The following is a 23,786-nucleotide window of genomic DNA, read 5'->3' on the forward strand; positions in this document are numbered from 1 at the left end:
GGGTGTCGACTGCTCTCCGGAACCGTCCTGTGGCGAAGTCAACCGCTGGTCCCCTTTCTGATCCGGCGGTCGGCGCGACGATTCACCGCCGGACGGCTCGACCGTTCGGCCCGGCACAGCGAGGCGATCGAGGAATGATTCGTCCGCGCACGACAAATGCAGGATTCGCTGCCGAAAGAGGAGCGCGCCGCGATGTCGATGCCGCGGACGGCAGTTTCAAATGCCCGTATACGGCTGTGCCGTCGAACTCAGACGGTGCTGCACATCCGGCGGAATTCGACGAAGTAGCGCCGAATGGGACACCTGCTTGCACTCATGCGAACAGGCTAGATCCGGCGACGGTGCGATGGTGGCAAGTGTGATCCGAAGCACCCGTTAACCTATAGGCTAAGTGGGAGTTTCGGGTGTGTTCTGCCTGGTCAGAAGCGCCCGGCGCTACGCTGCCTGTAGTCCGGGACGGTCCGCGCCGACCGAGGTCGCCCGCAGGCGGCCCCGGATCGTGCGGGCGGCCGCGCGCAACTCGCGCACCGTGTGCGCCACCGGTGCCTCGCGCAGGGCCTCCGGCGAGGCCAGTGCGTAGATCCGACGGTGCGGCCAGTTGGCCAGCGGTCGCACGCGCAGCCGACTGTCGAGGTGGGCCGAGATGGCCAGCTCGTTCATGAGGGTGATGCCGACGCCGCTGGTCACGAGGTTCTGGATCGTGACGTGGTCGTCCGCGGTGGCCACCAGGCGGGGCGTGAAACGCGCCTCCGCGCAGGCGGCGAGGAAGCGCTCCCGCACGGTCTCCATGACCCACGGCTCGTCGGCGAGGTCGGCGAAGTCGACCTCGTCACCGTCGGACGTCTCCCGGGCCAGCCGGTGGTCGGCCGGCACCACGACGCACCGGCGATCGGTCATCAGGGACACGCGGCGAAGGCCGCGCTCCGCGTCGGCGGTGGCCTCGTTGGTCCAGTCGCACAGCAGGCCGATCTCGATCTTGCCGGACCGCAGGAGCTGGGCGGCCTCGGGCGGTTCGACCTGCTGCACGACGAGCTGCGGTGCGGGCTCCCCGCCGTCGTCAGGCGTGCTCCGGGCGAGCCGGTCCAGCAGCGAGGGGACCAGGGTGGCGCAGCTGCTCCGGAACGCCCCCAGCCGGACGGTGTCGGCCCGCTGCTCGCTCATCGCCCTGATCTCGGCCTCGGCGGCGGCGAGGGCGGTCAGCACGATCTCGGCGTGGTCGGCCAGCCGGCGGCCGGTCTCGGTCAACACGATTCCTCGTCCCGCCCGCATCACCAGGGATGCCCGGGTGGCCCGTTCGAGCAGCCGCATCTGATAACTGATGGCCGGCTGGGAATAACCGAGTGCCTTGGCGGCGGCGGTGTACGAGCCGTACCGCGCCACTTCGGCCAGGATCAGCAACTGATGCGTGTCCAACACGAGTGGAATCATAAGGATCACTTATGAATGCTCGGTGACGTTTTGATTGGACGTTCGGCGGCGTCGGCCCGATGCTTTGTCCGCAACCGAATTCGGCTGACCCCCGCTATCGGACGGTGCCCCCAGATATCCGTCGTCGGCGCCGTCCTGCCCACGGCCGACCACGAGCGGCCGGCGTTCACCCACCCCCGAGTAGTCCCCGGACACACCCTCAGGAGAGACACAGTGGAACCATCGACCGTCCTGGCCGTTCGCGGCCGACGCCGGCTCGCCGGTCGACGGGCAGCCGTCCTGGCCACCGCCGTGGCACTGACCACCGCCCTCGGCGTGACCGCAGGGTGCAGCTCCGCCCCCCTGCCGGCGCCGCCCGGCACCGCCGCCGCCGACGGGGGAGCGGGCGGCGAGTCGATCGAGAAGATCCTGGCCGACGCTCCCGTCGCCGACCCGGCCGACCTGTCGGCCGGTGGCCGGGCGGCCACCATCAAGCAGGCGGGCACCCTGCGCGTCGGGGGCACCGCCACCGCCGCCCTGTTCTCGCTGAAGGACCCGACCACCGGCAAGGTGACCGGCTTCGACGCCTACCTGGCTCAACTCCTGGCCAAGTACATCACCGGGACGCCGTCGGTCGAACTGGTCCAGGTGACGGCGCAGACCCGGGAACTACTGCTGGAGAACGGCACCGTCGACGCGGTGCTGGCCACCTATACCATCACCCCGGCCCGGGCCGAGAAGATCAACTTTGCCGGGCCGTACTTCAACTCCGGCACCTCGATCCTGGTGAAGAAGTCGGAGACCGGCATCACGACGCCGTCGGACCTGGCCGGCCGGACGGTCGTGACCCAGGCCAACTCCACGGCGGTCAACACCCTCAAGCAGGTGGTGCCGGACGCGAAGCTGCTCCTGCTGGAGACCAACGACCAGTGCGTCCAGGCGCTTCGCCAGGGCCGGGCGGAGGCGTACGTGCTCGACCAGGCCATCCTGCTCGGCAACGCGCAACGCGACCCGGAGGTCAAGGTCGTCGGCCAACCGTTCACCGAGGACCCCTACGGGATCGGTCTGCCTCCCGGTGACGCGGAGTTCAAGACGTTCGTCAACGGCTGGCTGACCAAGATCGTCGAAGCCGGGCTGTGGGACCGGATCTGGAAACTGACCCTGGGCACCGCGATCGAGGGCGAACCGCCGACCCCGCCGGTCCTCGGCTCCGTGGCCGGAAGCTGAGCGTAGTCCCCGTGCCGTACGTGTCGGAGGTGGCTGGGATCCCGCTGGTCGACGGCGTGCTCAGCCACCTCGGCCGGCTGGGAGCCGGCCTCCTGGTCACCGTCGAGCTCACGGCGGCCTCGTTCGCGGGCGCGATGGTCCTGGGCACCCTGCTGGCGATCATGCGGATCGTGCCGGTGCCGTTGCTGAGGCTCTGCGCCGCGATCTACGTGCAGTTCATGCGCAACACGCCGCTGCTGGTCCTGCTGGTGCTGTTCGTGTTCGGGCTGCCCGAGATCGGGATCCTGTACGACCTGTTCTGGACGGTCACCACCGCGATGGCGATGTACGGGGCCGCGCTGGTCGCCGAGACGATCCGGTCCGGCATCCGGACCGTGCCGCCCGGTGAGGCGGAAGCGGCCCGGGCCCTGGGCATGACCACGGCACGCAGTCTGCGTCACGTCATCCTTCCGCGCGCCTTCCGCTCGATGGTCCAGCCGCTGGGGAACATCTTCATCGCCATCGCCCTGAGCAGTTCCCTCGCCGCGGCGGTCGGTGTCACCGAGCTGACCGGCGAGACCGACCTGATCAACCTGGAGTTCGCCGACGCCGGCCCGACCTTCCTGGTCAGCACGGCGCTCTACCTCATCCTGACCCTGAGCATCGGCTTCGTCACCGGGCTGCTGGAGAAGAAGGTGGCGATCGGACGATGAGCGTGTCCGAGCAGGCCCTGTTCGACCAGCCGGGTCCCCGGGGCCGGCGATGGATCCGGCTGGCGACCATCGGCACCGCCGTCCTCCTGGTCGGTCTGTTCTGGCTTGCGATCACCGAGTTCCACGCCCACGGCCAGCTCGACCCCGCCAAATGGACGATCTTCGGGCAGTGGCCCGTGATGGCCTTCCTGCTCCGGGGCCTCGCGGCCACCCTCCTGGCCGCCGGGGTCAGCGCCGTGATCGCCGCGCCGCTGGGATTCCTGGTCGCGCTCGGCCGGCTGTCCCGGCGACGGGTCATCCGGTGGCCGGCGGTGGCGTACGTGGAACTGTTCCGCGCGGTGCCGATCCTGCTGCTGCTGTTCGCCTTCCTGATCCTGGCGCCTCGCTTCGGGCTACGGCTACCGATCTTCTGGCAACTGGTCGTACCGATCGTGGTCTCGAACGTGGCCGCCCTCGCCGAGATCTTCCGCGCCGGCATCCTCTCCGTCGACAGGGGACAGACCGAGGCCGGACTCTGCGTGGGCTTGAGCCCATCGGCCACCATGCGGCTGGTGGTGCTCCCGCAGGCCCTGCGGCGCGTCGCCCCGGCGCTGGTGACGCAGTTCATCCGCCTGCTCAAGGAGAGCACGCTCGGCTACGTGGTGAGTTTCCTCGAACTGCTCCACGCGGGCCGGGTGCTCGGCGAGTACACCCACGCCCTCATCCAGACCTACCTCGTGATGACCCTCATGTTCGTCGCGGTCAACGCATTGCTGTCGTGGCTCGCCACGGTGCTGCAGCAGCGTGGCTGACCGTCCACCCTGACCCCGGGAGTATGCACATGTGCCGTCTGTTGGGTGTGGTCGGCGCGTCCGCCGGTCGCCTGACCGAGCTGCTCGCCACCGAACTGCCCGGATTCACCGAACTGTCGGCCGAACACGGCGACGGCTGGGGCGTGGCCCACTGGCACGACGGTGAACTCCGCGTCGACAAGGAGCCGACGTCGGCCCGTACCAGCGAGGGATTCACCTCCGCGCTGAGCCGGATCACCACCGATGCCGCCCTGCTGCACATCAGGCTGGCCAATCCCGGGTCACCGCTCGTCCTGGCCAACACCCACCCGTTCCGGTCCGCGACGGTCGCCTTCGCCCACAACGGTGACTTCTCCCCGGCCGACGCCGTCGACGATCTGCTCGAACCGGAGATGCGTGAAGCGGTGGCCGGTACCACCGACAGCGAACGGTTCTTCCTCCTGGTCAGGCAGTTCCTGCGCCGCACCGACCCGGTGACCGCGCTCAGTTCGGCCGCCGCCGAGGTACGGCGTCACGCCACCCGGTACAGCGGCCTCAACTGCCTGCTGCTGACCGAACAGTCGTTGTTCGCCTACGCGGACCACGATCCGGACTCCGCTGTCAGCCGGCGTCGTGGCCCCGGGTTCTTCCCCCTCAACTACCTCGTCGAACCCGATCGCGTGGTGGTCGCCTCGACGGGCTGGGACCAACCCACCCCGCCCTGGCACCAACTGGACCAACGGCACGTGCTCGAGGTCCGCCGCTCCGATCTGCGGGTCTCCCGACACCTGACGCGGCCCGAGCTGCCCCCGGTCGCGGCCGTGGAGAGCGGCGTCCGATGAGCACGCGCCCGGTGCCACGGTGGCCTTCCCGTTCCGCGCCGTCCGGGTCGAGGTGAGGGCGCTGGCAGAATGATCGGATGTCCGCCGAAGCCGCGCACGCCGCGGAGATCCTCACCGCGCTCGCCACTCCCGAGCGCCTCCAGGCGTTGGCCGAACTCGCCCGCCGGGGCGACGACGGGCTCACGGCCACCCAGTTGGCCCAGGCGCTGGACATCCCCGTACCGAAGGCCGGAGCGGCGCTCGCCCGGCTCCACGCGATCGGCGTGGTCACCGGCACCGGCGTCTACCGGGCCCGGCTCGACGCCCTGCGGGAGACCGCCGCCGACCTGGACCGTCAGCAGCCGATCAGCCGTCTGCTCGTGGTCTATCCGGAGCTGCGGAGCGTCTTCTCGCACGGCCGGCTGACCGCCTTTCCGCCGCCCCTGTCGCGGCGGTGGGAACTACTGGCCGAGATGCTGGTCCGCTTCCTCGACCTCGACGGCCCGTGCGACGAGGACGAGATCAACCGGCGACTCTCCGCCGTCACCGACGACGTGGCCGGTGCCCGGCGGATGCTGGTCGACGCCGGCTGGCTGGAACGCGACCGCGCCGGCACCACCTACGGCACGTCGCGCACGCTACCCGCGCGCGAGTCGTCCGCCTGATCAAGCAAGGACACAGACGTGCGGCCGGGACGGTGCTGTCCCGGCCGCACGGTGCGGATCAGATGTTGGAGATGCGGAACACGGTCGCGGCGGTGTCACCGCGCGCCGCGCGGTCTCCGGCGGCCGCCGACTCCTCCGGGGTCGCCCCACGGGCCATGGCCCTGGCCACGGCCGCGTCGCGCTGCTCTTCGATCTTCCGCCTACGCCGCTGGGTGAACCTGCTCCAGATAGACATACAGAAGATCTTCCCGATCGCCGACGGACCAAACCGGATCACGGGCGATCATCGGATCACCCGTGAACCGTCGATGTCCGGACGGGTCAGGGCACCGCCACCACCGCGTCGGTACCCGGCATCCGGGTCACGCTGGGCAGTTGCGGCACCGCCTGCGCCGAACGGCTGCTCACGCCGCCGGTCGGGCAGATCGCGGTGAGCACGAACGTCTGCCAGGCGATGTCGACCGGATGCGCGTCGGGCAGCCCGATCTGGTAGTGGCTGAGGTTGATCCCGGAGGACGCCTGGCGCACACCGTCCCGGCTGTGCAGTGAGTACGTCAGGTGACCGATGACCGCGCCGTCGTGACCCCAGACCTCGCCGCACGGGGTGGAGAGCGAATAGATGCCCAGACCGTAGCCACCGGCCTCCGGCACTCCCGGCACCATCGGCACTCGGGTGAGCATCTGGTCGAGGGTGGCCGGACGGAGCAGATCACCACGGAGCAGCGCCCGGAAGAAGGTGTTCAGGTCCGCCGTGGTGGAGATCATCTCACCTGCCGCGCCGGCCCAGCTCATGTTGAACTCGCTCACGTCGCGAGCGCCGAAGGGGGCGAAGTAGGCGCCACCGTGCGGACCGCGGATCGTCGGATCGGTGCCCGGGAAGGACGTGCCGGTCAGCTTCAGCGGTCGGAGGATCCGCCGCTGCACCTCGGTCGCCGTACTGCTGCCGGTGACCGCTTCGATCAGCATTCCGGCCAGGACGTAGTTGGTGTTCGAGTAGCTGAATCCCGCGCCCGGGGCATTGGTCGGCGGCATGGCCAGACCCATGGCGACCAGCTCGGCCGGAGCGTACGTGGTGACCTGCATCCGGTTGATCGCCGCGTACGAGTCGATCATCGCGTTGGTGTAGTTGCCGATGCCGCTGGTGTGGTTCAGCAGCATCCGGACGGTGACCTGGGCGCCGGTCTCGCCCGGTACGACGTCGGGCAGCCGCTGCCCGATCGGGTCGTCCAGACCCAGTCGGCCCTCGTCGACGAGCTGGAGCACGGTGGTGGCGACGAACGTCTTGGTGATGCTGCCGATGCGGTGACGCATCTGCGGCTGCATCGGTCGTGGCTTGGTCAGGAACGCCTGGCCGGCGGCGCCCTGCCAGTCGTGTCGGCCGTCGCGCACGGCGGCCAGCGCGCCGGGCACACCGGCCTCGGGCACCGCCGCGAGCGCGGCGCGCAGCCCGGTGCGGTCCAGCTTTCCGGCGGACGCGCCGGGCTGCGCCACGGCGGAGGCGGGTACGACAGCGATCGTGGCGACCAGCGTGAGGCTGGTGGCCACCACCTTGAGTGTCCGAAGAGTACGAGACATGGAAATAGCATCGATGTGTCCTGGTCGGAGTGCATCGTGCTCAGGCGCGAGATTCGACTCCCACTGCGGAGTGAGCCGCATTCGACCAGCGGCCTACCGCAGCACCACCGCCGCAGGTCTCGCGCATGACCCGGCACCCCGCCGGTACGGATGTCCCTGGACGGCGGGCGGTCGTCCCTGTCCTCCGGGACGTCCCGCCCACCAGCCTCGGAACGGTCAGGTTCGATGCGGCCCGGCCCGTCCGGTCCCGGTCTTGGGAGGAACACGTGGTGACGACAGCGGCGAAGGGGTCGGGCAGACCGCCCGGCCGACACGGCAGGCCCACGGGCCGCCGGGGCACCCTCGGACGGTGGTGTGCCGTCGGGATCGCGGCGGTGCTGACCGTGACCATGCACCAGACTCCGGCGCGGGCGGTCGAGCAGGTGCCGTTCGACGAGCACACCGTGCACGGTGCGCTCTTCGCTGCCGTGGTGCAGCTCCACGACAACGGTGCCGCCGGGCTCACCGACGCCCTGCTCACCGCCGAACTGCTGGACTGGCGTACGGCGAACCCGAACGCCGACGCCGCCCAGGTGGCGGCACACGCCAACGGCACCCGCGCGGCCGTCGCCACGGTGGCGCCCGACGGCAGCGGGGAGGAGCGGTCCCGCTTCGCCCTGGCGATGGCCCTGCTCGCGCGGCTGGGGGAGACCCCGAGCAGCGGCGCGGTGCTCACCGGCCCGACGGTGCGGACCTTCCTGGACAGCACCGTCGGCGCCGAGGGCGCCAACGTCGTACCGGACATGCTGAACCTGGTCCGGGGCGGCTACCAGGACGCCGCGTGGAACGCGAAGTCCCGCGACGTCGTCCGCGAGACCTGGATGGAGCTGCACCGACGGGCGAAGGTGGACGACCCGCTGACCGTCGGGTGGGACGCCGCGTTCACCGGCCGCACCAAGACGGCGGTCCGCACCCCGGTGGACACGTTGCTGGCCACCCGCATCCACGAACCGCGTCCGGACGGCAACGCCGGCACGCTCGGCCACTACGTGCCGCTGACCGCCATCCGGGACGAGCGCGACGACCCGGCCGCCTTCCGCGCGCTGGTGCAGGACCGTGCCTACGCGGCGCTGGCCGTGCTGGACGCGGGCGGACGCGCCCGGGCCGACGAGGTGGTGGCCAGGGCGGCGACCTACCCGCTCAACGGCGACCCGAAGCCGACCGCGGCGGTCATCGACGAGGAGAAGCGCAAGACCGCCGAGAACAAGACGATCTTCGAGGGGCTCGGCTCCACGGTCAGCGTGCTCTCCACCGTGATGGGTTTCCACGACAAGAAGTTCGGCAAGCAACTGGAGACCATCGGCAAGGCGATCGTCACCTCGGTCACCGCCATCAACACCTACATGACCACCGTGCTCGGCCAGGGGCTGAGCACCGCCGCCGTCGCCATGGGCACCGCGGTGCTCACCGGTAACCTGCTCGGCGCGGCGGTGAGCCTGATCGGTCTGTTCGCCGGCGGCGGCGACCCGAACGCCGCCGTGCAGGCCGAGATCGGCAAGCTCCGGGACCAGATCAACCGCCTGGCCCAGGGCATGGACCGGCGCTTCGACCGGATCGAGGCGGCGCTCGGCGAGATGTACGCCAACCTGGTCGCCCAGCTCGACGCGCTGACCCGGTCGCTGGACCAGGTCCACGCCAACCTCGGCCGGATCGCCACCCAGTTGCAGACCATCGAACGCAAGGTCGACGCGATGGCCCTCGCCACCCACGTGGCGTTGCAGAACATCGCCCGTGACCCGCTGAACACGGTCATCACCACCTACGTGCACCACAAGGAGATCACCGGGGAACCGATCCCGGACTACATCAACACGTACTTCCCGAAGGCCGAGTCGCCGACGTTCGAGTTCGCCACGCTGCGCGCCGCCGCCGAGGGCACCTTCACCGTCCCTGCCGGGACGAGCACCGCCGATCCGGTCTCGCAGCTCGACCTCTTCCTGCCCGAGGGCTCGATCAACTACCTGACCCAGTGGGCCGGTCAGCGGGTCGGCGGCGCCTGGACCACCGGACCGGTGGCCAACGCCGCCGCCTGGAAGACCGCCGCCCGCACCTACAACATCCTGCAACTGCAGAACCCGCAGTACGCCAGGCGCATCGACACCGGGCGGGCCGAGGCGGTGGCGCTGGCCGGTGACGAGATCAACGAGCGGGTCCGGCAGTTCAGCAAGCCGACCGACGACGGATCCACCAACGCTCTGTTCACCGCGCTGGTCGACGACTACCGCACCGCCATGAACGGCTGGCGGGACCAGGTCGACAACGTCCGCCGCGCGGTGCTCTGGAACGGCAGCGACGCGATCCCCGAGTACGACATGTGGGGCAGCCCGGACCAGCAGATCGCCGCCGGGAACCGGATCGGCGAGACCGGTTCGATCGGCCCCTGCACCGGGACTCTCGGCAACCGCGCCGTCCCGGCGACCCTGCGGCACAACACCCTGCCGAACCCGTTCCAGTTGGCCGCCCACGGCCTGCCGCCGGCCCACCGGCCCTCCTTCACGAGCTGCTACGAGGCGCAGTTCGTCAACGTGGTGGAGAACGAGGGACCCCGCTTCCACACCACCAGCGGGGACCTGCAGATCACCGTGCGGTCCCGGGTGAAGTGGGCCGGCGGGGACTGGCAGCAGGTCCGTAGTGCCACCCGGGTCTTCCCGATCGGCGTCTACTGTTCCTGGAGCGTCCGCTCCGAGATTCCCGACGGCTACTGCTACGACGAGCGCAAGTTCCTCGACGAGCGGTGGAACACCACCTATCGGACGGCCTTCGAGTCCGCCGCGATCCCGGCGGTGGACGCCCAGACGGCGACCGCCCGGGCCAAGGCCGCCAGCATGCTCGCCGGCCGGCAGAAGTACTTCTACCGGGTGATGCTGGCCGGCTCCGGCACCGCCGCGCCGGACCCCGGCACCTGGGACTCGGCGAAGGCGCTGTGGCAGCAGGGCAAGAAGGTCTCCGACGCGCTGCGGCTGCTCCAGGCGTACACCGAGCTGGGTTGGGGCACTGCCCTGGAGTCCGACGACGGCCTGCGCGGGCTGCTCTTCGGCAGCCACGGCCTGCCGGCCGACTGGGCCCGGCCCCGCAGCGACGCCGACCAGTCCGCCAACCGGCACCTGCACAACGCGATGGCGCAGGCGCTGGCGAACTACGCCGGCTGCACGCAGCACGACGGCTGGGACCCGTGCGGCGGCGACCAGTCCGGGTTCAACCCCCTGGCCAACCAGGGCCAGTACGGTGCCGGCTGCCCGCAGGCCACGAGCGGCGCACCCCGTGACCCGCTCAGCGCCTGCCTGTTCGGCGCCGCCGAGCTGCGGGCCAACCAGCTCGCCGCCCGGTACGCCCACTGGTCCGGGCGGGTGAAGGCCAAGGCGCACGTCGAAGGGCTGCCGGACGTCACCGCGACGGCCGACATGACCCGTGCGGCCAGTCGGGCGATCCGGTTGGGCTGACCGGACGGGCCACGATCCCGCCGACCCGGGACATCCGCCCCGGGTCGGCGGGACACCCACCGGGTGACGATGGGCAGGTCGGACCTTCGCCGACGAACGCGACACCCGCGACGGTGCCACCGTGGACCCCGCGCGTGTCTACGCTTCGCGTGATCCTGAGGAGACCACCATGACCCTGCCCACTCGTGAACCGGACCGTGCCTCCGCCGACACCGACCCGCGCATCGTGCTGGTGGCCGGCGACGACACCTTCTGCCACGTCTACCGCAACCTCGCCGAACTGCTCGACGAGCAGAGGCACTACGACAAGCTCGACGGCCCGGTGGAGTTCTTCGACCCGACCGGCCGGCAGTTGATCCCGGCCTTCTCGCAGGACTGGCAGCTGGTGGAACTGCACCCCTCGCACCGCCCGGCCGCGCCGGAGGTCCTGCGCGAACGCTTCAAGGCGGTGCTGGCGCACGTCGAGCAGTTCGTCCGGGAACGCCCGCAGGTGCTCGGCGACCACCGGATCGACGTCGAGGAGGTGCTCTCCGACCTGCCCGACTGCGACGCTCCGAACTTCACCGACGTCGTCGACGCGTTGCCGTGGCACTCACACGGCCATCGGGGCAACCTGCTGCACAATGCCATGCACGCGGCGGGCTGGGCTCGCTGACCCGACCCCTTTCCGACCCGTCCCGGAGGCTCCTTTGTCGCCGACCCCGCCACCAGTGACCGTCCGCCGTCGGGCCCTGGCGGTGGCGGGGACGGCCGTCGCGCTGCTCGTGGTCATCGGCCACCTGTGGAGCCGGGACGCCGCCGCCCAGGGCCCGGTCGCGGTGACCGCCAGCATGGCCGCCGCGTTCACCGCGCTCGGCACGCTGGTGCTCGCCGGTGTGCCGGGCCATCCGGTCGGGCGGCTGATGACCGCGGCCGGCCTCACCGCCGCCGTCGCCGCCCTGTCGCTGAGCTGGTCCGGGATAACTCCGGTCGCCTGGGTGGGGCAGTGGCTCTGGTGGCCGCCGTACGGACTGGTCATCCTCGCCCTGCTGGTCTTCCCCGACGGCCGGCTGCCGGGACGGCGGTGGCGTCTGGTCGCGTACCTGATCGTCGTCACCACCGTCGTGGCCACCGTGGCGTTGGCGGTTGCCGCGCTCAGCGACCCCCGCCGGCTACTGCTCTCGGCTGAGCCGGCCGCCACCGCCCAGGCCCGTACGCTGGTGCAGATCGCGCTGCTGGCGATCGGCGTCGAGGTGCTGGCGCTGCTGGCGGTGCTGGTCGCGCTGGCCGGTCGCTGGCGGCGTGCCACCGGCGAGACCCGCCAGCAGTTGGCCTGCCTGCTCGCCGCCGCGGTGTTGTTCCTGCTCGGACTGGTGCTCGACGCGCTCAACCTCTCCGGCGCCTGGGTGCTCATGGTGATCGCCATTCCCGGGGCGATGACCCTCGCCGTGCTGCGCTACCGGCTCTACGGCCTGGAACAGGTGATCAACCGCACGCTGGTCTGGCTGGTGATGAGCCTGCTGCTGATCGTGGCCTTCGTCTCCACCGTGAGCCTGCTGCGCGACCTGGTGCTGCGCGGCGACACCTCGAACGCCTCGCTGGTGACCACCGGGCTGATCGCGGTGACCTTCGAACCGTTGCGGCACCGGGTGCAGCGCGGCGTCAACCGCCTGCTCTACGGGGAGCGCGACGAGCCGTACGCGGTCCTGGCCCGCCTCGGGGACCTGCTGGAGAGGACCGTCGAGCCGCAGGCCGTGCTGCCGCTGCTCACCCGGACCGTCGCCGGCTCCCTCCAGGTGCCCTACGTCGCGGTCGAGCTGACCGCCGACCACGACCCGGATCGGCCCCAGAAGGTGCACGCCGAACACGGCCGGCCCACCGGTTCGGTGGAACGGTTCGACATGGTCACCCACGGCGAGCGCGTCGGCTCGCTGGTGGTGGCACACCGTACCCCCGGGACCCGCTTCACCTCCGTCGAGCGACGCCTGCTCAGCGACGTCGCCCTGCACGCCTCGGTGGCGGCGGCGACCGCGCGCCTGATCCGGGACCTGCGGGCCTCTCGCGAGCGACTGGTCACCGCACGGGAGGAGGAGCGCCGCCGGCTGCGTCGCGACCTGCACGACGGGCTCGGTCCCACCTTCGCCGGCATGTCCATGCAGGTACGGGCCGCCCGCAAGCTCGCCACCGACCGGCAGCGACTGGTCGGCATCCTCGACGGGCTCGCCGAGGACCTCCGGACCTGCACCGCCGAGGTACGCCAACTGGTCGACCAGTTACGCCCACCCGCCCTGGACCGTGGGCTGGAATCGGCCCTACGGGCGGAGTGCCAGCGTTTCGACGGCCCCGGCCTGTCGGTGCGCCTGCGGGTGGAGGACGAACTGGACCGGTTGCCCGCCGCCGTGGAGGTGGCGGCGTACCGCATCGTCGGTGAGGCACTGGCCAACGTGGCCCGGCACGCCCAGGCCACCACCTGCGACGTGGTGGTACGCCGGGGTCGCGCCCTGGTCGTCGAGGTGGGCGACGACGGTGTCGGTGTCCGCGCCCGACGCCCGGGCGGCGTCGGTCTGGACTCCATGCGCGAACGCGCCGCCGAACTGGGCGGCGAGTGCGACCTGGTGGACCGCGCACCGCAGGGCACCCTGGTACGGGTACGCCTGCCGTTCCAGCCGGTCGCGTCGGCCCCCGTTCCGGTGGACGGACCCGGCTGACACCATGAGCCGGGCTGGTCGAGGCGGTCGGGCCGGAAGTGGGGCGAGAGAGATGTCCGGACAGGGTCGGGTGCTGATCGTGGACGACCATCCGGTGGTCCGCCGTGGACTGCGGATCATGCTGGAGGGGGAGGGCTGGGTCAGCGCGGTGCTGGAGGCCGCCACCTGCGCCGAGGCGATCCGGCTGGTGATGACCGAGCCGGTCGACGTGGTCGCCATGGACATCGGTCTGCCCGACGGCGACGGCGTCGAGGCCACCCGCCGGATCGTGCGGGACCGTCCGGCGACGGCCGTGCTCATGCTCACCATGGCCGACGACGACGAGGTGGTGAGCCGGTCGCTGCACGCGGGCGCCCGGGGCTACCTGCTCAAGGACACCGACCCGGACGTGATCGTCGACGCGCTGCGCACCGTGGCCGGCGGTGGACTCGTGCTCGGCCCCCGGGTCGGCCCTCGGGTGCTGGCCGACCTGCAGCGCCGGCCGGTGGAACTGCCCGCACCGTTCAACCAGCTCACCCCGCGCGAACGGGACATCCTGCGGTACCTGTCGGCCGGCGAGACCAACGCCCGCATCGCCCGCCGGGTCGGGTTGAGCGAGAAGACGGTCCGCAACCAGCTCTCCGCGGTCTTCGCCAAGCTGGGGGTCTCCGATCGGGTCCAGGCGGCTCTCCTCGCCCGCGACGTCGGTCTCTGAGAGCCGTCTTCGGCGGCGGACGAGACCCGACCGAGGTTACTCAACCAATTGGTTGACAATCATCGGGGCGCGCTGCGATGCTCAACCGAGTAGTTGAAATAGCAGTTCAACATGCTTGTCGACGTTGCCGCGAAGGAGAGCACCACCATGACCGCCAGCACCCGTGAGACCCGGATCGTGGCCGACCCCACGGTCCCTCAGGTGATCATCACCCGCGAGTTCGACGCCCCGCCGGACGCGGTGTTCCGGGCGCACACCGATCCCGAGTTGTTCGCCCGCTGGATCGGTCCCCGAGACATCGCGACCGTGATCGACACGTGGGACTGCCGGAGCGGCGGATCGTACCGCTACGTCCAGCAGGCCGAGGGGTTCGAGGGTGGGTTCCGGGGCTGCTTCCACGAGGTGCGGCCAGGTGAGCTGATCGTCCAGACCTTCACCTTCGAGGGGATGCCCGACGGCGTCGCGCTGGAACGACTCTCCTTCGAGGACCTGGGTGGGCGCACCCGGCTCACCGCCACCTCGCTCGTCGACTCGTTCGAGGATCGGGACGCGTTCCTGGCCTCGGGTATGGAGGTCGGGGTTCGTGAGGGCTACGAGCAGCTCGACGGTCTGCTGGTCGAACGGGTCGCATGATGCGTGAGACCGATGTGGCGGAAGCCGTCGCACCGCCGGGCATCGCCGTGCGACGGCGGCCGACATGAGCGCGGACACGTTGTCGCCCGTCTTCTCGGCCCTGGCCGACCCGACCCGCAGGCGGATCGTGGCCCGGCTCGCCGCCGGGGACGCCACGCTGACCGAGCTGGCCGAGCCGTTCGACATGAGCCTCCAGGCCGTGGCCAAGCACCTCGCGGTGTTGGAGGAGGCCGGCGTGGTGACCCGTGGCAGGGACGGGCGTCGCCGGCCCGCCCACCTCGAAGTGGAGGTCCTGGACCTGATGGCCGGGTGGATCGAGCGGTACCGCCAGCGGGCCGAGGAGCGCTACCAGCGCCTCGACGAGGTCCTCGCCGCGATGTCGGACGCCGAGGAGGCGTCCGAGCCCGGCCGCGACGGCCACTCCGGCGTCAGCTCAGGGTGAAGGTCACGTCGTCGAGGTCGAAGGTCGTGACGCCGTTGCCGGCCGTCTCGCTGGCGAGGAAGCTGACCGTCGCGGTGCGCTCGACCGTCGCCGTCCCGCTCGACATGGCGTACTCGCGCCACTGTGCCCCACCGTCGAAGGCGAGTGAGAATCTCGTCTTCGGGGGTATCCCGGTGACCGCCAGCCCGACGTTCAGGTAGTCGCTCCGGCTGCTCTCCGTGGTCGTGGTCCGGACCCGGAAGCGGACCGTCAGGTCGCACTCGGCCGGCACGGTGACGGTGGTCCGCAGCAGATCCGACCGGGTCACGTCCAGCCCGGCGAAGGTGGCGTAGGCGCGGCCGGAGTGGGCGGGCCGCGCCGCGTCACCGAGTACGACGATGCGGGGGCCGGCCGTCCAGCCGGTGGTGCCGCGTTCGAACCCGGGGTTGGCGTGGATCTGCCCGGTGCAGGGCGCGTCGGTCGGCGGTGGATCGGCGGGGGCGCTGCCTGTGGCCAGGAACAGCAGGGCTGCGGCCGAGACGGTGGTGACGAGGGCCTTCATGTGTCCTCCCCGTGTCAAGACAGCTACATAAATCGACTCTGCTCGATGCCGTGCGGAGCGTCAAGCCCTTCCCGGATCGGCGCCGAGGCCGGTGTCCCGCTCAACCGCCCACCGCGAGATCGGCCACCTCGTCGGCGCACCCCCAGGACAGCGTGACCCCGGCTCCGCCGTGACCGTAGGCGTGCACGAGCCGATGCCCGGAACCGATCGACCGGTCCACCTCCACCCGGGGGCCGCCGTGGCGTGCCGGACGCAGTCCGATCCGTTCGCCGAGCACCGGGGCGTCGGCCAGTTCCGGCACGAGGGCGACGCAGCGCCGTCGGATCGCCGTCGCGGTGTCCGGGTCGGGCGCGGTGTGCCCCACGCCCGGCTGGTACGTGCCGCCGAGAACCACGTCGTGTCGGCGCGGGTGCACGTAGGTGATCCCCGCCGGGTCGTCCTCGTCGCGTACCGAGACGGTCAGGCCCGGATTCGCCACCAACACCAGGTGACCGCGCACCGGGTACACGGCCGGGTCGGCGGCGAGCCGGCCGGCGGCCAGGCCGGTCGCGTTGACGACCGTCGGCGCGAGGTCGAACGCGTCGGCGAGCCGGTCCACCCGGCGGCGCAGCAGCCGCCCACCGTCGGCCTCCAACCGTTGCCGGAGCCAGGCCAGGTACGGCGTCATCTCCACCGTCGGAGCGGTGAACCGCAGCACTGCCGTGTACGGCGGCGTCGCCGGCTCCGCCACCAGGTCCGCGCACGCCGCCGACCACCACGGCGGCCCGGTGTCCGGGCCGCGCAGCAGCATCCGGGTCGGCCGGTCGACCACCCCCGGCACGCCGTCGGCCGCCTGGCGGCTCAACTCGATCCGGGTCCGGCGTGCCCAGTCCGACACCCGTGGGTCCTCGTCGGTGTGGCTCGGATACCAGACCGCGGCGGCCACCGCCGACACCGTGTCCGCCGGTTCGTCCGCCGCCAGCACGGCCACCCGTGCCCCGCGTCGCGCCAGGGTGACGGCCACCGTCATCCCGACGATGCCGCCGCCGACCACCACCACGTCCGCCGCTGCCGCCATCGCTCGCTCCCGTCTGTCGTGCCGCCTGTCTCGAATCGTGGCGGTGACGCCACGCTGACGTCCAAGACGACATGGGGCAGTCGGCGATAAGCGGCGCTTATGGTGGCTCCATGTCCGACGTGCCGGCCCGAGAAGCCTGGTCCGACCTGCGCCGACTGCGGTACTTCGCGGTGCTCGCCGAGGAACTGCACTTCACCCGGGCCGCCGCGCGGCTGCACGTCGCCCAACCCGCGCTCAGCCAGCAGATCCGCGCGCTGGAACGTCAGCTCGGCGTGCCGCTCGTGCGCCGCACCAGCCGGGGCTGCACGCTGACCGAGGTGGGCGCGCGGATCGCCGACGAAGCCGCGCGGCTGCTCGCCGAGGTGGACGCGGCGACCGCCCGCATCCGGGGCCTGGCGGGCGGACGGGGCGGCCGGCTGCGCCTGGCGTACACCCGCTCGGCGCGCGGCGGCCGGGTCGACGACCTGGTGGCCCGGTTCCGGGCCGCCCACCCGCAGGTCGAGGTGGTCCCGGAGACGGCCTGGACGGCACCGAACGTGGCCGGACTGCTGGCCGGCCGGCTCGACGCGGCGTTCGTCCGCCCGCCACTCGACGAACCGGCGCTGGCCTGCCGGACCGTCGACACCGAGGAACTGCTGCTGGCGCTGCCCGCAGGGCACGCTCTCGCCGCCGGTCGCCGCCGGATCAGCCGCGCCGAGGTGGTCGACCTGCCGGCCGTGATGTGGCCCCGGGAGAACGGCCCCGGGATGTTCGACCGGACGATCGCACAGGTCTGGCCGCACGGCGGCTTCCGGCTCGTCCGGCAGGAGCCGGACGACGAGCAGCTGCTGCGGGCGGTGGCGCAGGGCGACGTGGTCGCGGCAGTCCCGGCCGGTCGCGCACGCGCACTACGGATGCGCGGGGTACGCCTGCGCCGCTTCACCGCCCCGACACCCACCGTGGACGTCGCCCTCGCCTGGCCCCGGGACAGCACGAACCCGGCCCTGCGCGGGTTTCTCGCGCTGCTCGGCCAGCCCTGAGCCCGCCGCCGTCGCCCTGCTACCGGGCCTACGGCACGCTGCAGGTGTAGAGCACCGCGGTCAGCATGCCGAGCGAGCCGGTGACCTGCGTCGACGTCCAACCGCCGGGTCCGTTCGCGACCAGTCGGAAGGTGCCGGTGCCGATGGAGAGCAGCCCGCCGGGGACGGTGACGCTGGTGGCCGTGGGACCGAGTGTCCCGCCGCCGGTGAAGCTGCCGGACAGCGACCACGTGAAGCCGCTGCGGGTCAGGCCCCCGACGGGCAGTGTCCAGGTGAAGGTCGGCGGGGTGAGCGTACCCGCGCTGCACTGCAGGTTGGTCGGTGGACTGACGGTGCCGGCCTGGAGGGTCCCCTGGCCGTACTCGGTGCCGGTCCACGCCGCCATCGTCGATCGCGGCGGCGCGAGCACCCCGACGGTGAAGGCGAGCACCAGGGCGGCCGTACCCGCGAGCCACCGGCGCCCGACCTGTGCGGTGGCTGGTCGAGCCGGCGTGCCCGGACGCCTCACGGCCGCCCCACCCGGATGCGGCGTCGGCGTACGGCGAGCACGAGCAGAAGGCCGGCGAGCAGCGCACCGGCCCCGACGGCCAACGGTGTCCGCAGGTCGGGTCCGGTGCGCGGAAGCGGGCCGACCGTGCCGCCGGCCGAGGCCCGGTCGCCGAACCCGGTCGCGGTGACGACCAGGTCCGCCGACCCGGCGGCCGTCGCGCCGGCGAGCAGGCTCGCGGTGACGAGGACCCACCGTTGCTGATCGGCGCGCATCGAGTCGATGGTGACCGGTGCCGTGGTCAACCTGGTGGCCGGACCGTCCGCGAGGACCTGTTTCTCCTGGCCGGTGGGGCAGGCGCCCTTCACCCACCGCTGCGGGCAGACGGCGGCGGTCACCTGGAGTCCGTCCGGCCTGGCGGCGAGCGGGCCGGAGGCCGACAGCGAGATGGTCACCGTGCCCGGCTGCGGCGCGTGTGCCGAGACACCCACCTGCCAGGGCACGGGTTCCTCCGGCGACATGGTGGTCATCCGCGCCTCGTCGCCGATCGAGACCAGGGTGAGGTACCGGCTCCGGATGACCTCCTCGGTCGGGTCGGCGCGGGCCGGGCTCGGTGCCGCGAGCACCGCAGCGGTGACACCGGGCAGCACCGCCACGGCCAGAAGGAGGCATCGCAGGGTCGAACTCGGGTGCGCGCCCGTCTCTCGATCCGGTGTCGCCCCGTCCGGCCCCGTCCGCCGATGGCGAGCCGGTGGCCGGGGCTCGCTACGCGGCCAGAAGGCCCAGGTCACGATCGCGGCGGTGCTGATCGTGATCGCGCTCATCGCGTACACGTTCGACACGGTGCGGACCGCGTACCCGAGCCGGGGCGCCGACCACTCGACCAGCCGTACGTGGGTCACCGCGTACGGAGCGGTGTCGTTGGAGTCGTTCGCGTCCCCGCGCAGCGTGAGCAGGCGCGTGGACCCACCCCCGTCGGCGATCTCGACCACCCGGTGGGTGATCGGTGCCAGCGGCGAACGGTCGACGGTCACGACGTCTCCCACGACGACCTCGGACGCGGGGATCTCCCGCACCACCGCCAGTGATCCGGCGGGGATGCTCGGGCTCATCGACCCGGTCTTGAACAGGATGAGCGAGATGTCGAAGAAGAACGCCAGCGGGACGAGGACGACGCACACCGTTCCGCCGACGGCGAGCAGGGTCAGCGCCAGATCGCCGACCCTCGCGAGGAGTCGACGCCGCTGACGCGCTGGTCCCACCATCCGACCGGTCCTTTACGTAGACGTGGCAGTGAATTCCCAGGTGACCGCACCGGTGGTGCCCTGGTACGCGTTGCCGGCTCCGGACTGCACACGTGCCTCGAAGCAGAACCGCAACTGTGGCGTCGCGCCGGCCGGCGCCGTGATGGCCGACGACACCGGCGACCCGGGAACCGAGGTGATGCCCAGGTAGCTGGGCCCGACGATCCATGTCGGGGTACCGGTGAAGGCGGCGGCCGCGCAGGTGGTGCTGGTGGTGGCGGTCCGCACCACGCGGTACTCCAGTACCGGCAGCAGGGCACCGGCGTTGTTGGACGAACCGGTCAGCGCCACCGTGCCGCCGACGTTCGTCGTGGCTGTCGTCCGGATGTCGAGGTAGGCGTAGAACGAGACCGAGGGGGACATCGCCGTCGCGGTGAACGCCAGCGTCGCGGCGTTCACCGCCGGGGTGTGGCTGGCCCAGGTACTCGACGCGGTCTGCGACTCGGTGCCGAAGACACTGGCCGCGAACGACCCGGTGCCGTACTCGCCGTCCGTCCACGCGGCGAGCGTGGACGTCGTGCCCAGGCCGATGACCAGGGCACCGGCGAGTACGGCACGGGTCCGGCGGAGCCGTGGTGTCCCGGCCGGCGTGCGACGGTTGACCACGGCCACCACCTACACGGATTCGGCGAGGAGCTGCCAGGTCTCCGTGACCGACGTGCCCTGCACCAGACCGGCGTCCGCCGTGACGACGAAGCACAGGAACACCGGAGCGCCGGGTGTCGTGGGCGGAGTGCCCTGGGTCAGGTTGAACGACACCGCGCCGGTCACCGAGTCGAGTGCGGTGCCCTCGGCCACGATCCAGGTCGGAGTCGTGGGTGTCGGAGCACAGTCGCCGAACGTCGGGACGGTCGCGATCCCGTAGGTGAGCCCGACGAAGGTGGGCGGTGCGGGGGTGGCCGAGGCCACCGTGACGGTCGCGTCGTACGTCGTGGCCGCGGTCAGGCGCACCGCGAACGGTGCGGCGACCACGTCGTCCGGGCTCATGTTGTCGAAGCCCGTGCTGAACGCCAACGCCGCCGCCGTGCCGGCGGTCGGGTGCTCGGCGTAGGTGGTGCCGTCCGTGCTGCCCTCCATGCTGAAGCTACCGGCGGTGAACGTGCCCGAGGCGTACTCGGAGTCGTTCCAGGCGGCGAGGGTGATCGTGGCGCCGAGGCCGAGCGCGAGCCCGCCGGCCAGGATCGCCTTGAGCTTGCGACGACCTCCTCGACTGCTCGACTCGCCCGTCGTCATCCCTGTCGGTCCAGTCAACTTGTCCTCCTCGTGCATCCCCGTTGGCGTGCTGTCACGCAGGGACACGATAAAGCTCTAATGCGGACAAGTCGGGCATAAATTCCGAAACTTCACGGAGGTGTATCGACCGGCATCAAGTAAATCGAATTCGTTTCGCGATGCCGCTAGCATCGCCGGATGGCAACGCGACTCGTGCAGATCAACATGAAGGCCCGGGACGACTCCGCGCTGGGCGCTTTCTGGGCGGCGGCGCTCGGTTGGGGGATCTCCAGCGAGGAGCCAGGCGTCACCAACCTCGAACCCGAGGGTGTCGACTATCCCGACCCGGTCGCCGTCTTCGTCGACCTCGTCGTCTCCGCAGAACCCAAGACGGCGAAGAACCGGGTACACCTCGACCTCGCCACCACCTCGGCGGACCATCACGCCGCGACGGTCGCGCGTCTGAAGGAACTCGGTGCCACCCCCGCCGACGTGGGTCAGGGCGACGTCCCGTGGACGGTGATGGCCGACCCGGAGGGCAACGAGTTCTGCGTCCTGGAACCCCGGCCGACGCTCCAGTACGTCGGACCGGTCGCCGCCGTCGTGGTCGACTGCGCGGACCCGCGCGCCATGGCCGACTTCTGGAGCACCGCCACGGACTGGCGTGTGCACGACGTCACCGACCGCGCAGCGGTCCTGCGCTCCGCCGCCGACGTGGGCCCGTACCTGCACTTCCTCCGCACGCCCGACGTGAAGACCGGCTGGAACCGGGTCCACCTCGACGTCCGCCCGTATCCCGGTGACGACCCGCAGGCCGAGGTGGACAGGCTGCGGACACTGGGCGCCACCACCGTGGACGTGGGCCGCGACGATCTCCCGTGGACGGTCATGGCCGACCCGGAGGGCAACGAGTTCTGCCTCCTCGCCCCCGGCTGACGCGCACCCGGGATCAGCGGTCCGACGGCTCCCACCGGTCCCGGTGCACCGCTGCCTGCCAGGGACGGCGCTGCCGCCAGCCGTGTCGCTCCAGGTCCGGCACCTGCTCCAGGTGGGTGACCGGACCCAGGCACAGCCAGGCCACCGGGCGGACACCCGCCGGGATCCGCAGCAGGTCCCGCACGAACGGCTCCCGGTAGAACGAGACCCACCCCACGCCGAGCCGCTCGGCCGTGGCCGCCAGCCACAGATTCTGGATCGCCAGGCACACCGAGTACAGGCCGGCGTCGGCGATGGCGTGCCGACCCAGCACCGTCGGGGACCCCCGGTCCGGGTCGTACGTCACCACGACGGAGAGCGTCGACTCCACCACTCCGTCGATCTTGATCCGGCTGAACCGGCGCGCCTCCTCCCCGTGCAGACCGGCGGCGAAGACGTCCCGTTCCTGCTGCACGTGGCGGTGGAACTCCGCCCGCAACCCAGGATCGCGGACCAGGATGAAGTCCCACGGCTGCGACAGACCGACGCTGGGCGCGGCATGCGCGGCGGCCAGTACCCGATCGAGGACCTCGGCCGGGATCGGCGCGCCGGTGAACTCGCCCCGTACGTCCCGGCGGGCGTGGATGACCTCGTACACATCGTCGAACATGGGCAGGCTCCCGCTGCGCTCCAGGCCCTGCCCTCACGGCAGGGCAACCAGGCGCGAGGCCGGTCTTCGGACTTCCGGATCGTCACCTCACCGCCCGCCTTCCCGGCCCGAGCCGGGCCAGTGGCTGCGCGTGACGCGCGTGGGCGGCAGCTCCCCGGTCACCGCGGCGGGCCCGTGCCGGACTCTCACCGGCTTCCCGATTCTCCCCACCACCGGCGGGGCACCTCGCAACAGTTCGTGCCGCCGAGCACCCTACCGGACACCGTCGTCCGTCGGCGCTTCCCGATCGAGTCACTAGTCTCGGTGCCGTGACCTCCGAGACCACGCCCCTGCGGCAGCTCACCCTCGATCAGCTCCGGAAGCGGACGAGCGAGAAGTGGCGCGCCCACCCGGGCGACGTGCTGCCGATGTTCGTGGCGGAACTGGACGCGCCGCTGGCCGGGCCGGTCGTCGACGCGATCACAGAGGCCGTCCGACGTGGTGACACGGGCTACCCCGCCGGCACCGCCTACGCCGAGGCGCTCGCCAACTTCGCCCGCGACCGCTGGGACTTCGACGGCATCGCCGTGGACCGCACCACGATGGTCCCGGACGTGATGAGCGGCATCGTCGAGGTCCTCGACGTGATCTGCGGCCGGACGGACGCTGTCGTGGTCAACTGCCCGGTCTACGCGCCGTTCTACCAGGTGGTGGGGCGTACCGGTCGCCCCATCGAAGAGGCCCCGCTCGGCACGGACGGCCGGATCGACATGACGGTCCTGGACGACGCGTTCCGGCGCGCGGCACGTCGTGGCTCCCGGCCCGCGTACCTGCTGTGCAGCCCGCACAACCCGACCGGCAGCGTGCACACCGCCGACGAACTCGCCGAGGTCGCCGCACTGGCGGACCGGCATGGTGTGCGTGTGGTGGTCGACGAGATCCACGCGCCGCTGGTGCTGGCCGGGGCGAGGTTCACGCCGTACCTGAGCGTGCCGGGCGCCGAGAACGGCTTCTCGGTGATCTCCGCGTCCAAGGCCTGGAACCTCGCCGGTCTCAAGGCCGCCGTCGCCGTCGCCGGACCCGCTGCGGTCGACGATCTCGCCCGCATCCCCGCCTGGGTCAACGAGAGCCCCAGCCATGTCGGAGTGCTGGCCCACGTCGCCGCCCTGCGGGACGGCGGCGGATGGCTCGACGCCCTCCTGGCCGATCTCGACGAGAACCGTCGTCTCCTCGCCCGGCTACTCGCCGAACACCTTCCCGCGGTCCGATACCGCCCTGGCGAGGGCACCTATCTGGCCTGGCTCGACTGCCGCGCCCTCGGCCTCGGTGACGACCCCGCCGCGACTTTCCTCGAACGCGGCCGGGTGGCGCTCAGTCCCGGCCCCGTCTTCGGCACCGGGGGAGCGGGACACGCGCGATTCAACCTCGGCACCACCCCCGAGCTGGTCGCCGAAGGAGTGCGGCGGATGGCCGGGGCACTGACCTGACGCCGGTGGCACTGCCGGCCCGT

At 71.5% G+C, this 23,786-nt stretch carries 24 protein-coding genes and 1 riboswitch; of the genes, 14 read left to right on the forward strand and 10 right to left on the reverse strand.

Translation table 11 applies throughout. The annotated features are described in order from the left end of the window. Nucleotides 1-435 precede the first annotated feature (435 nt). Complete coding sequence (locus ACFYTT_RS01845) at nt 436-1,416, reverse strand: LysR family transcriptional regulator (RefSeq protein WP_387257150.1); 981 nt, start codon at nt 1,414-1,416, stop codon at nt 436-438. Between the two features lie 225 nt (nt 1,417-1,641). On the opposite strand from ACFYTT_RS01845, the gene ACFYTT_RS01850 reads away from it, so the two are divergent. The 5 genes from ACFYTT_RS01850 (at nt 1,642) to ACFYTT_RS01870 (ending at nt 5,582) form a co-directional block, all read left to right on the forward strand. Continuing rightward, nucleotides 1,642-2,634 (forward strand): glutamate ABC transporter substrate-binding protein, encoded by a 993-nt coding sequence (locus ACFYTT_RS01850; RefSeq protein WP_387257153.1) that lies wholly within the window; start codon nt 1,642-1,644, stop codon nt 2,632-2,634. Between the two features lie 11 nt (nt 2,635-2,645). Then, nucleotides 2,646-3,326: an amino acid ABC transporter permease gene (locus ACFYTT_RS01855; RefSeq protein ID WP_217705994.1), complete on the forward strand. Its 681-nt coding sequence runs from the start codon at nt 2,646-2,648 to the stop codon at nt 3,324-3,326. After that, nucleotides 3,323-4,117 carry an amino acid ABC transporter permease gene (locus ACFYTT_RS01860; protein WP_387257156.1) on the forward strand — a complete coding sequence of 265 codons (795 nt, stop codon included), beginning with the start codon at nt 3,323-3,325 and terminating at the stop codon, nt 4,115-4,117. Before ACFYTT_RS01855 ends, ACFYTT_RS01860 begins: the two co-directional genes overlap by 4 nt. A gap of 29 nt (nt 4,118-4,146) precedes the next feature. Beyond that, nucleotides 4,147-4,938 (forward strand): class II glutamine amidotransferase, encoded by a 792-nt coding sequence (locus ACFYTT_RS01865; protein WP_387257160.1) that lies wholly within the window; start codon nt 4,147-4,149, stop codon nt 4,936-4,938. Between the two features lie 77 nt (nt 4,939-5,015). Beyond that, nucleotides 5,016-5,582 (forward strand): DUF2087 domain-containing protein, encoded by a 567-nt coding sequence (locus ACFYTT_RS01870; RefSeq protein WP_176093632.1) that lies wholly within the window; start codon nt 5,016-5,018, stop codon nt 5,580-5,582. Between the two features lie 58 nt (nt 5,583-5,640). Here the strand turns inward: ACFYTT_RS01870 and ACFYTT_RS01875 are convergent, their stop codons facing one another. Beyond that, nucleotides 5,641-5,817: a hypothetical protein gene (locus ACFYTT_RS01875; RefSeq protein ID WP_161595041.1), complete on the reverse strand. Its 177-nt coding sequence runs from the start codon at nt 5,815-5,817 to the stop codon at nt 5,641-5,643. Nucleotides 5,818-5,903: 86 nt separating this feature from the next. Beyond that, entirely contained in the window at nt 5,904-7,127 is a 1,224-nt protein-coding gene (locus ACFYTT_RS01880) for a serine hydrolase domain-containing protein (protein WP_254877052.1), read from the reverse strand. A gap of 413 nt (nt 7,128-7,540) precedes the next feature. On the opposite strand from ACFYTT_RS01880, the gene ACFYTT_RS01885 reads away from it, so the two are divergent. The 6 genes from ACFYTT_RS01885 to ACFYTT_RS01910 all read left to right on the forward strand — a co-directional run bounded on the left by ACFYTT_RS01885 (nt 7,541) and on the right by ACFYTT_RS01910 (nt 15,092). Next, complete coding sequence (locus tag ACFYTT_RS01885) at nt 7,541-10,636, forward strand: hypothetical protein (RefSeq protein ID WP_387257162.1); 3,096 nt, start codon at nt 7,541-7,543, stop codon at nt 10,634-10,636. A gap of 169 nt (nt 10,637-10,805) precedes the next feature. After that, nucleotides 10,806-11,291: a hypothetical protein gene (locus ACFYTT_RS01890; protein WP_176093635.1), complete on the forward strand. Its 486-nt coding sequence runs from the start codon at nt 10,806-10,808 to the stop codon at nt 11,289-11,291. 55 nt (nt 11,292-11,346) lie between these two features. Then, nucleotides 11,347-13,323: a GAF domain-containing sensor histidine kinase gene (locus tag ACFYTT_RS01895; protein WP_254876817.1), complete on the forward strand. Its 1,977-nt coding sequence runs from the start codon at nt 11,347-11,349 to the stop codon at nt 13,321-13,323. A 52-nt stretch (nt 13,324-13,375) separates the two neighbouring features. After that, a complete protein-coding gene (locus ACFYTT_RS01900) occupies nt 13,376-14,017 on the forward strand; it encodes a response regulator (protein ID WP_387257164.1) in 642 nt (213 codons plus the stop codon). A gap of 111 nt (nt 14,018-14,128) precedes the next feature. Then, nucleotides 14,129-14,650, forward strand: a complete 522-nt coding sequence (locus tag ACFYTT_RS01905) for an SRPBCC family protein (protein WP_387257165.1) — start codon at nt 14,129-14,131, stop codon at nt 14,648-14,650. A gap of 64 nt (nt 14,651-14,714) precedes the next feature. Continuing rightward, nucleotides 14,715-15,092: a helix-turn-helix transcriptional regulator gene (locus tag ACFYTT_RS01910; RefSeq protein ID WP_176093637.1), complete on the forward strand. Its 378-nt coding sequence runs from the start codon at nt 14,715-14,717 to the stop codon at nt 15,090-15,092. On the opposite strand, the gene ACFYTT_RS01915 is transcribed toward ACFYTT_RS01910, so the two are convergent. After that, complete coding sequence (locus tag ACFYTT_RS01915) at nt 15,079-15,633, reverse strand: hypothetical protein (RefSeq protein ID WP_131054579.1); 555 nt, start codon at nt 15,631-15,633, stop codon at nt 15,079-15,081. The two genes, ACFYTT_RS01910 and ACFYTT_RS01915, sit on opposite strands and share 14 nt — an antisense overlap. 100 nt (nt 15,634-15,733) lie before the next feature. Continuing rightward, nucleotides 15,734-16,690 carry an FAD-dependent oxidoreductase gene (locus ACFYTT_RS01920; RefSeq protein ID WP_387257166.1) on the reverse strand — a complete coding sequence of 319 codons (957 nt, stop codon included), beginning with the start codon at nt 16,688-16,690 and terminating at the stop codon, nt 15,734-15,736. A gap of 110 nt (nt 16,691-16,800) precedes the next feature. Here ACFYTT_RS01920 and ACFYTT_RS01925 point away from each other — a divergent pair, with 110 nt between their 5' ends. Further along, nucleotides 16,801-17,709, forward strand: coding sequence for a LysR family transcriptional regulator (locus ACFYTT_RS01925; RefSeq protein WP_387257168.1), 909 nt, complete (start codon nt 16,801-16,803; stop codon nt 17,707-17,709). Nucleotides 17,710-17,737: 28 nt separating this feature from the next. Here the strand turns inward: ACFYTT_RS01925 and ACFYTT_RS01930 are convergent, their stop codons facing one another. From ACFYTT_RS01930 to ACFYTT_RS01945, 4 genes are read right to left on the reverse strand one after another with little or no spacing between them, the layout of a single operon-like run. Next, a complete protein-coding gene (locus ACFYTT_RS01930) occupies nt 17,738-18,217 on the reverse strand; it encodes a hypothetical protein (RefSeq protein WP_357214985.1) in 480 nt (159 codons plus the stop codon). After that, nucleotides 18,214-19,461 (reverse strand): signal peptidase I, encoded by a 1,248-nt coding sequence (locus ACFYTT_RS01935; RefSeq protein ID WP_387257170.1) that lies wholly within the window; start codon nt 19,459-19,461, stop codon nt 18,214-18,216. Before ACFYTT_RS01935 ends, ACFYTT_RS01930 begins: the two co-directional genes overlap by 4 nt. A gap of 12 nt (nt 19,462-19,473) precedes the next feature. After that, nucleotides 19,474-20,106 (reverse strand): hypothetical protein, encoded by a 633-nt coding sequence (locus tag ACFYTT_RS01940; RefSeq protein WP_131053315.1) that lies wholly within the window; start codon nt 20,104-20,106, stop codon nt 19,474-19,476. 9 nt (nt 20,107-20,115) lie between these two features. After that, the gene (locus ACFYTT_RS01945) at nt 20,116-20,751 is read right to left on the reverse strand and encodes a SipW-dependent-type signal peptide-containing protein (RefSeq protein WP_217705996.1); all 636 of its coding nucleotides are present in this window, start codon (nt 20,749-20,751) and stop codon (nt 20,116-20,118) included. Between the two features lie 159 nt (nt 20,752-20,910). Between ACFYTT_RS01945 and ACFYTT_RS01950 the strand changes: the two genes are divergently transcribed. Next, a complete protein-coding gene (locus tag ACFYTT_RS01950; RefSeq protein ID WP_387257171.1) occupies nt 20,911-21,648 on the forward strand; it encodes a VOC family protein in 738 nt (245 codons plus the stop codon). A 13-nt stretch (nt 21,649-21,661) separates the two neighbouring features. Here the strand turns inward: ACFYTT_RS01950 and bluB are convergent, their stop codons facing one another. Beyond that, nucleotides 21,662-22,297, reverse strand: coding sequence for a 5,6-dimethylbenzimidazole synthase (gene bluB, locus ACFYTT_RS01955; protein WP_176093642.1), 636 nt, complete (start codon nt 22,295-22,297; stop codon nt 21,662-21,664). 39 nt (nt 22,298-22,336) lie between these two features. Then, a riboswitch (cobalamin riboswitch) is annotated at nt 22,337-22,540 on the reverse strand. 65 nt (nt 22,541-22,605) lie between these two features. Between bluB and ACFYTT_RS01960 the strand changes: the two genes are divergently transcribed. Beyond that, complete coding sequence (locus ACFYTT_RS01960) at nt 22,606-23,763, forward strand: MalY/PatB family protein (protein ID WP_387257173.1); 1,158 nt, start codon at nt 22,606-22,608, stop codon at nt 23,761-23,763. Nucleotides 23,764-23,786: the final 23 nt, after the last annotated feature.

Origin of the sequence: Micromonospora sp. NPDC003816 (genome assembly GCF_042874705.1) — a bacterium.
Classification (GTDB): domain Bacteria; phylum Actinomycetota; class Actinomycetes; order Mycobacteriales; family Micromonosporaceae; genus Micromonospora.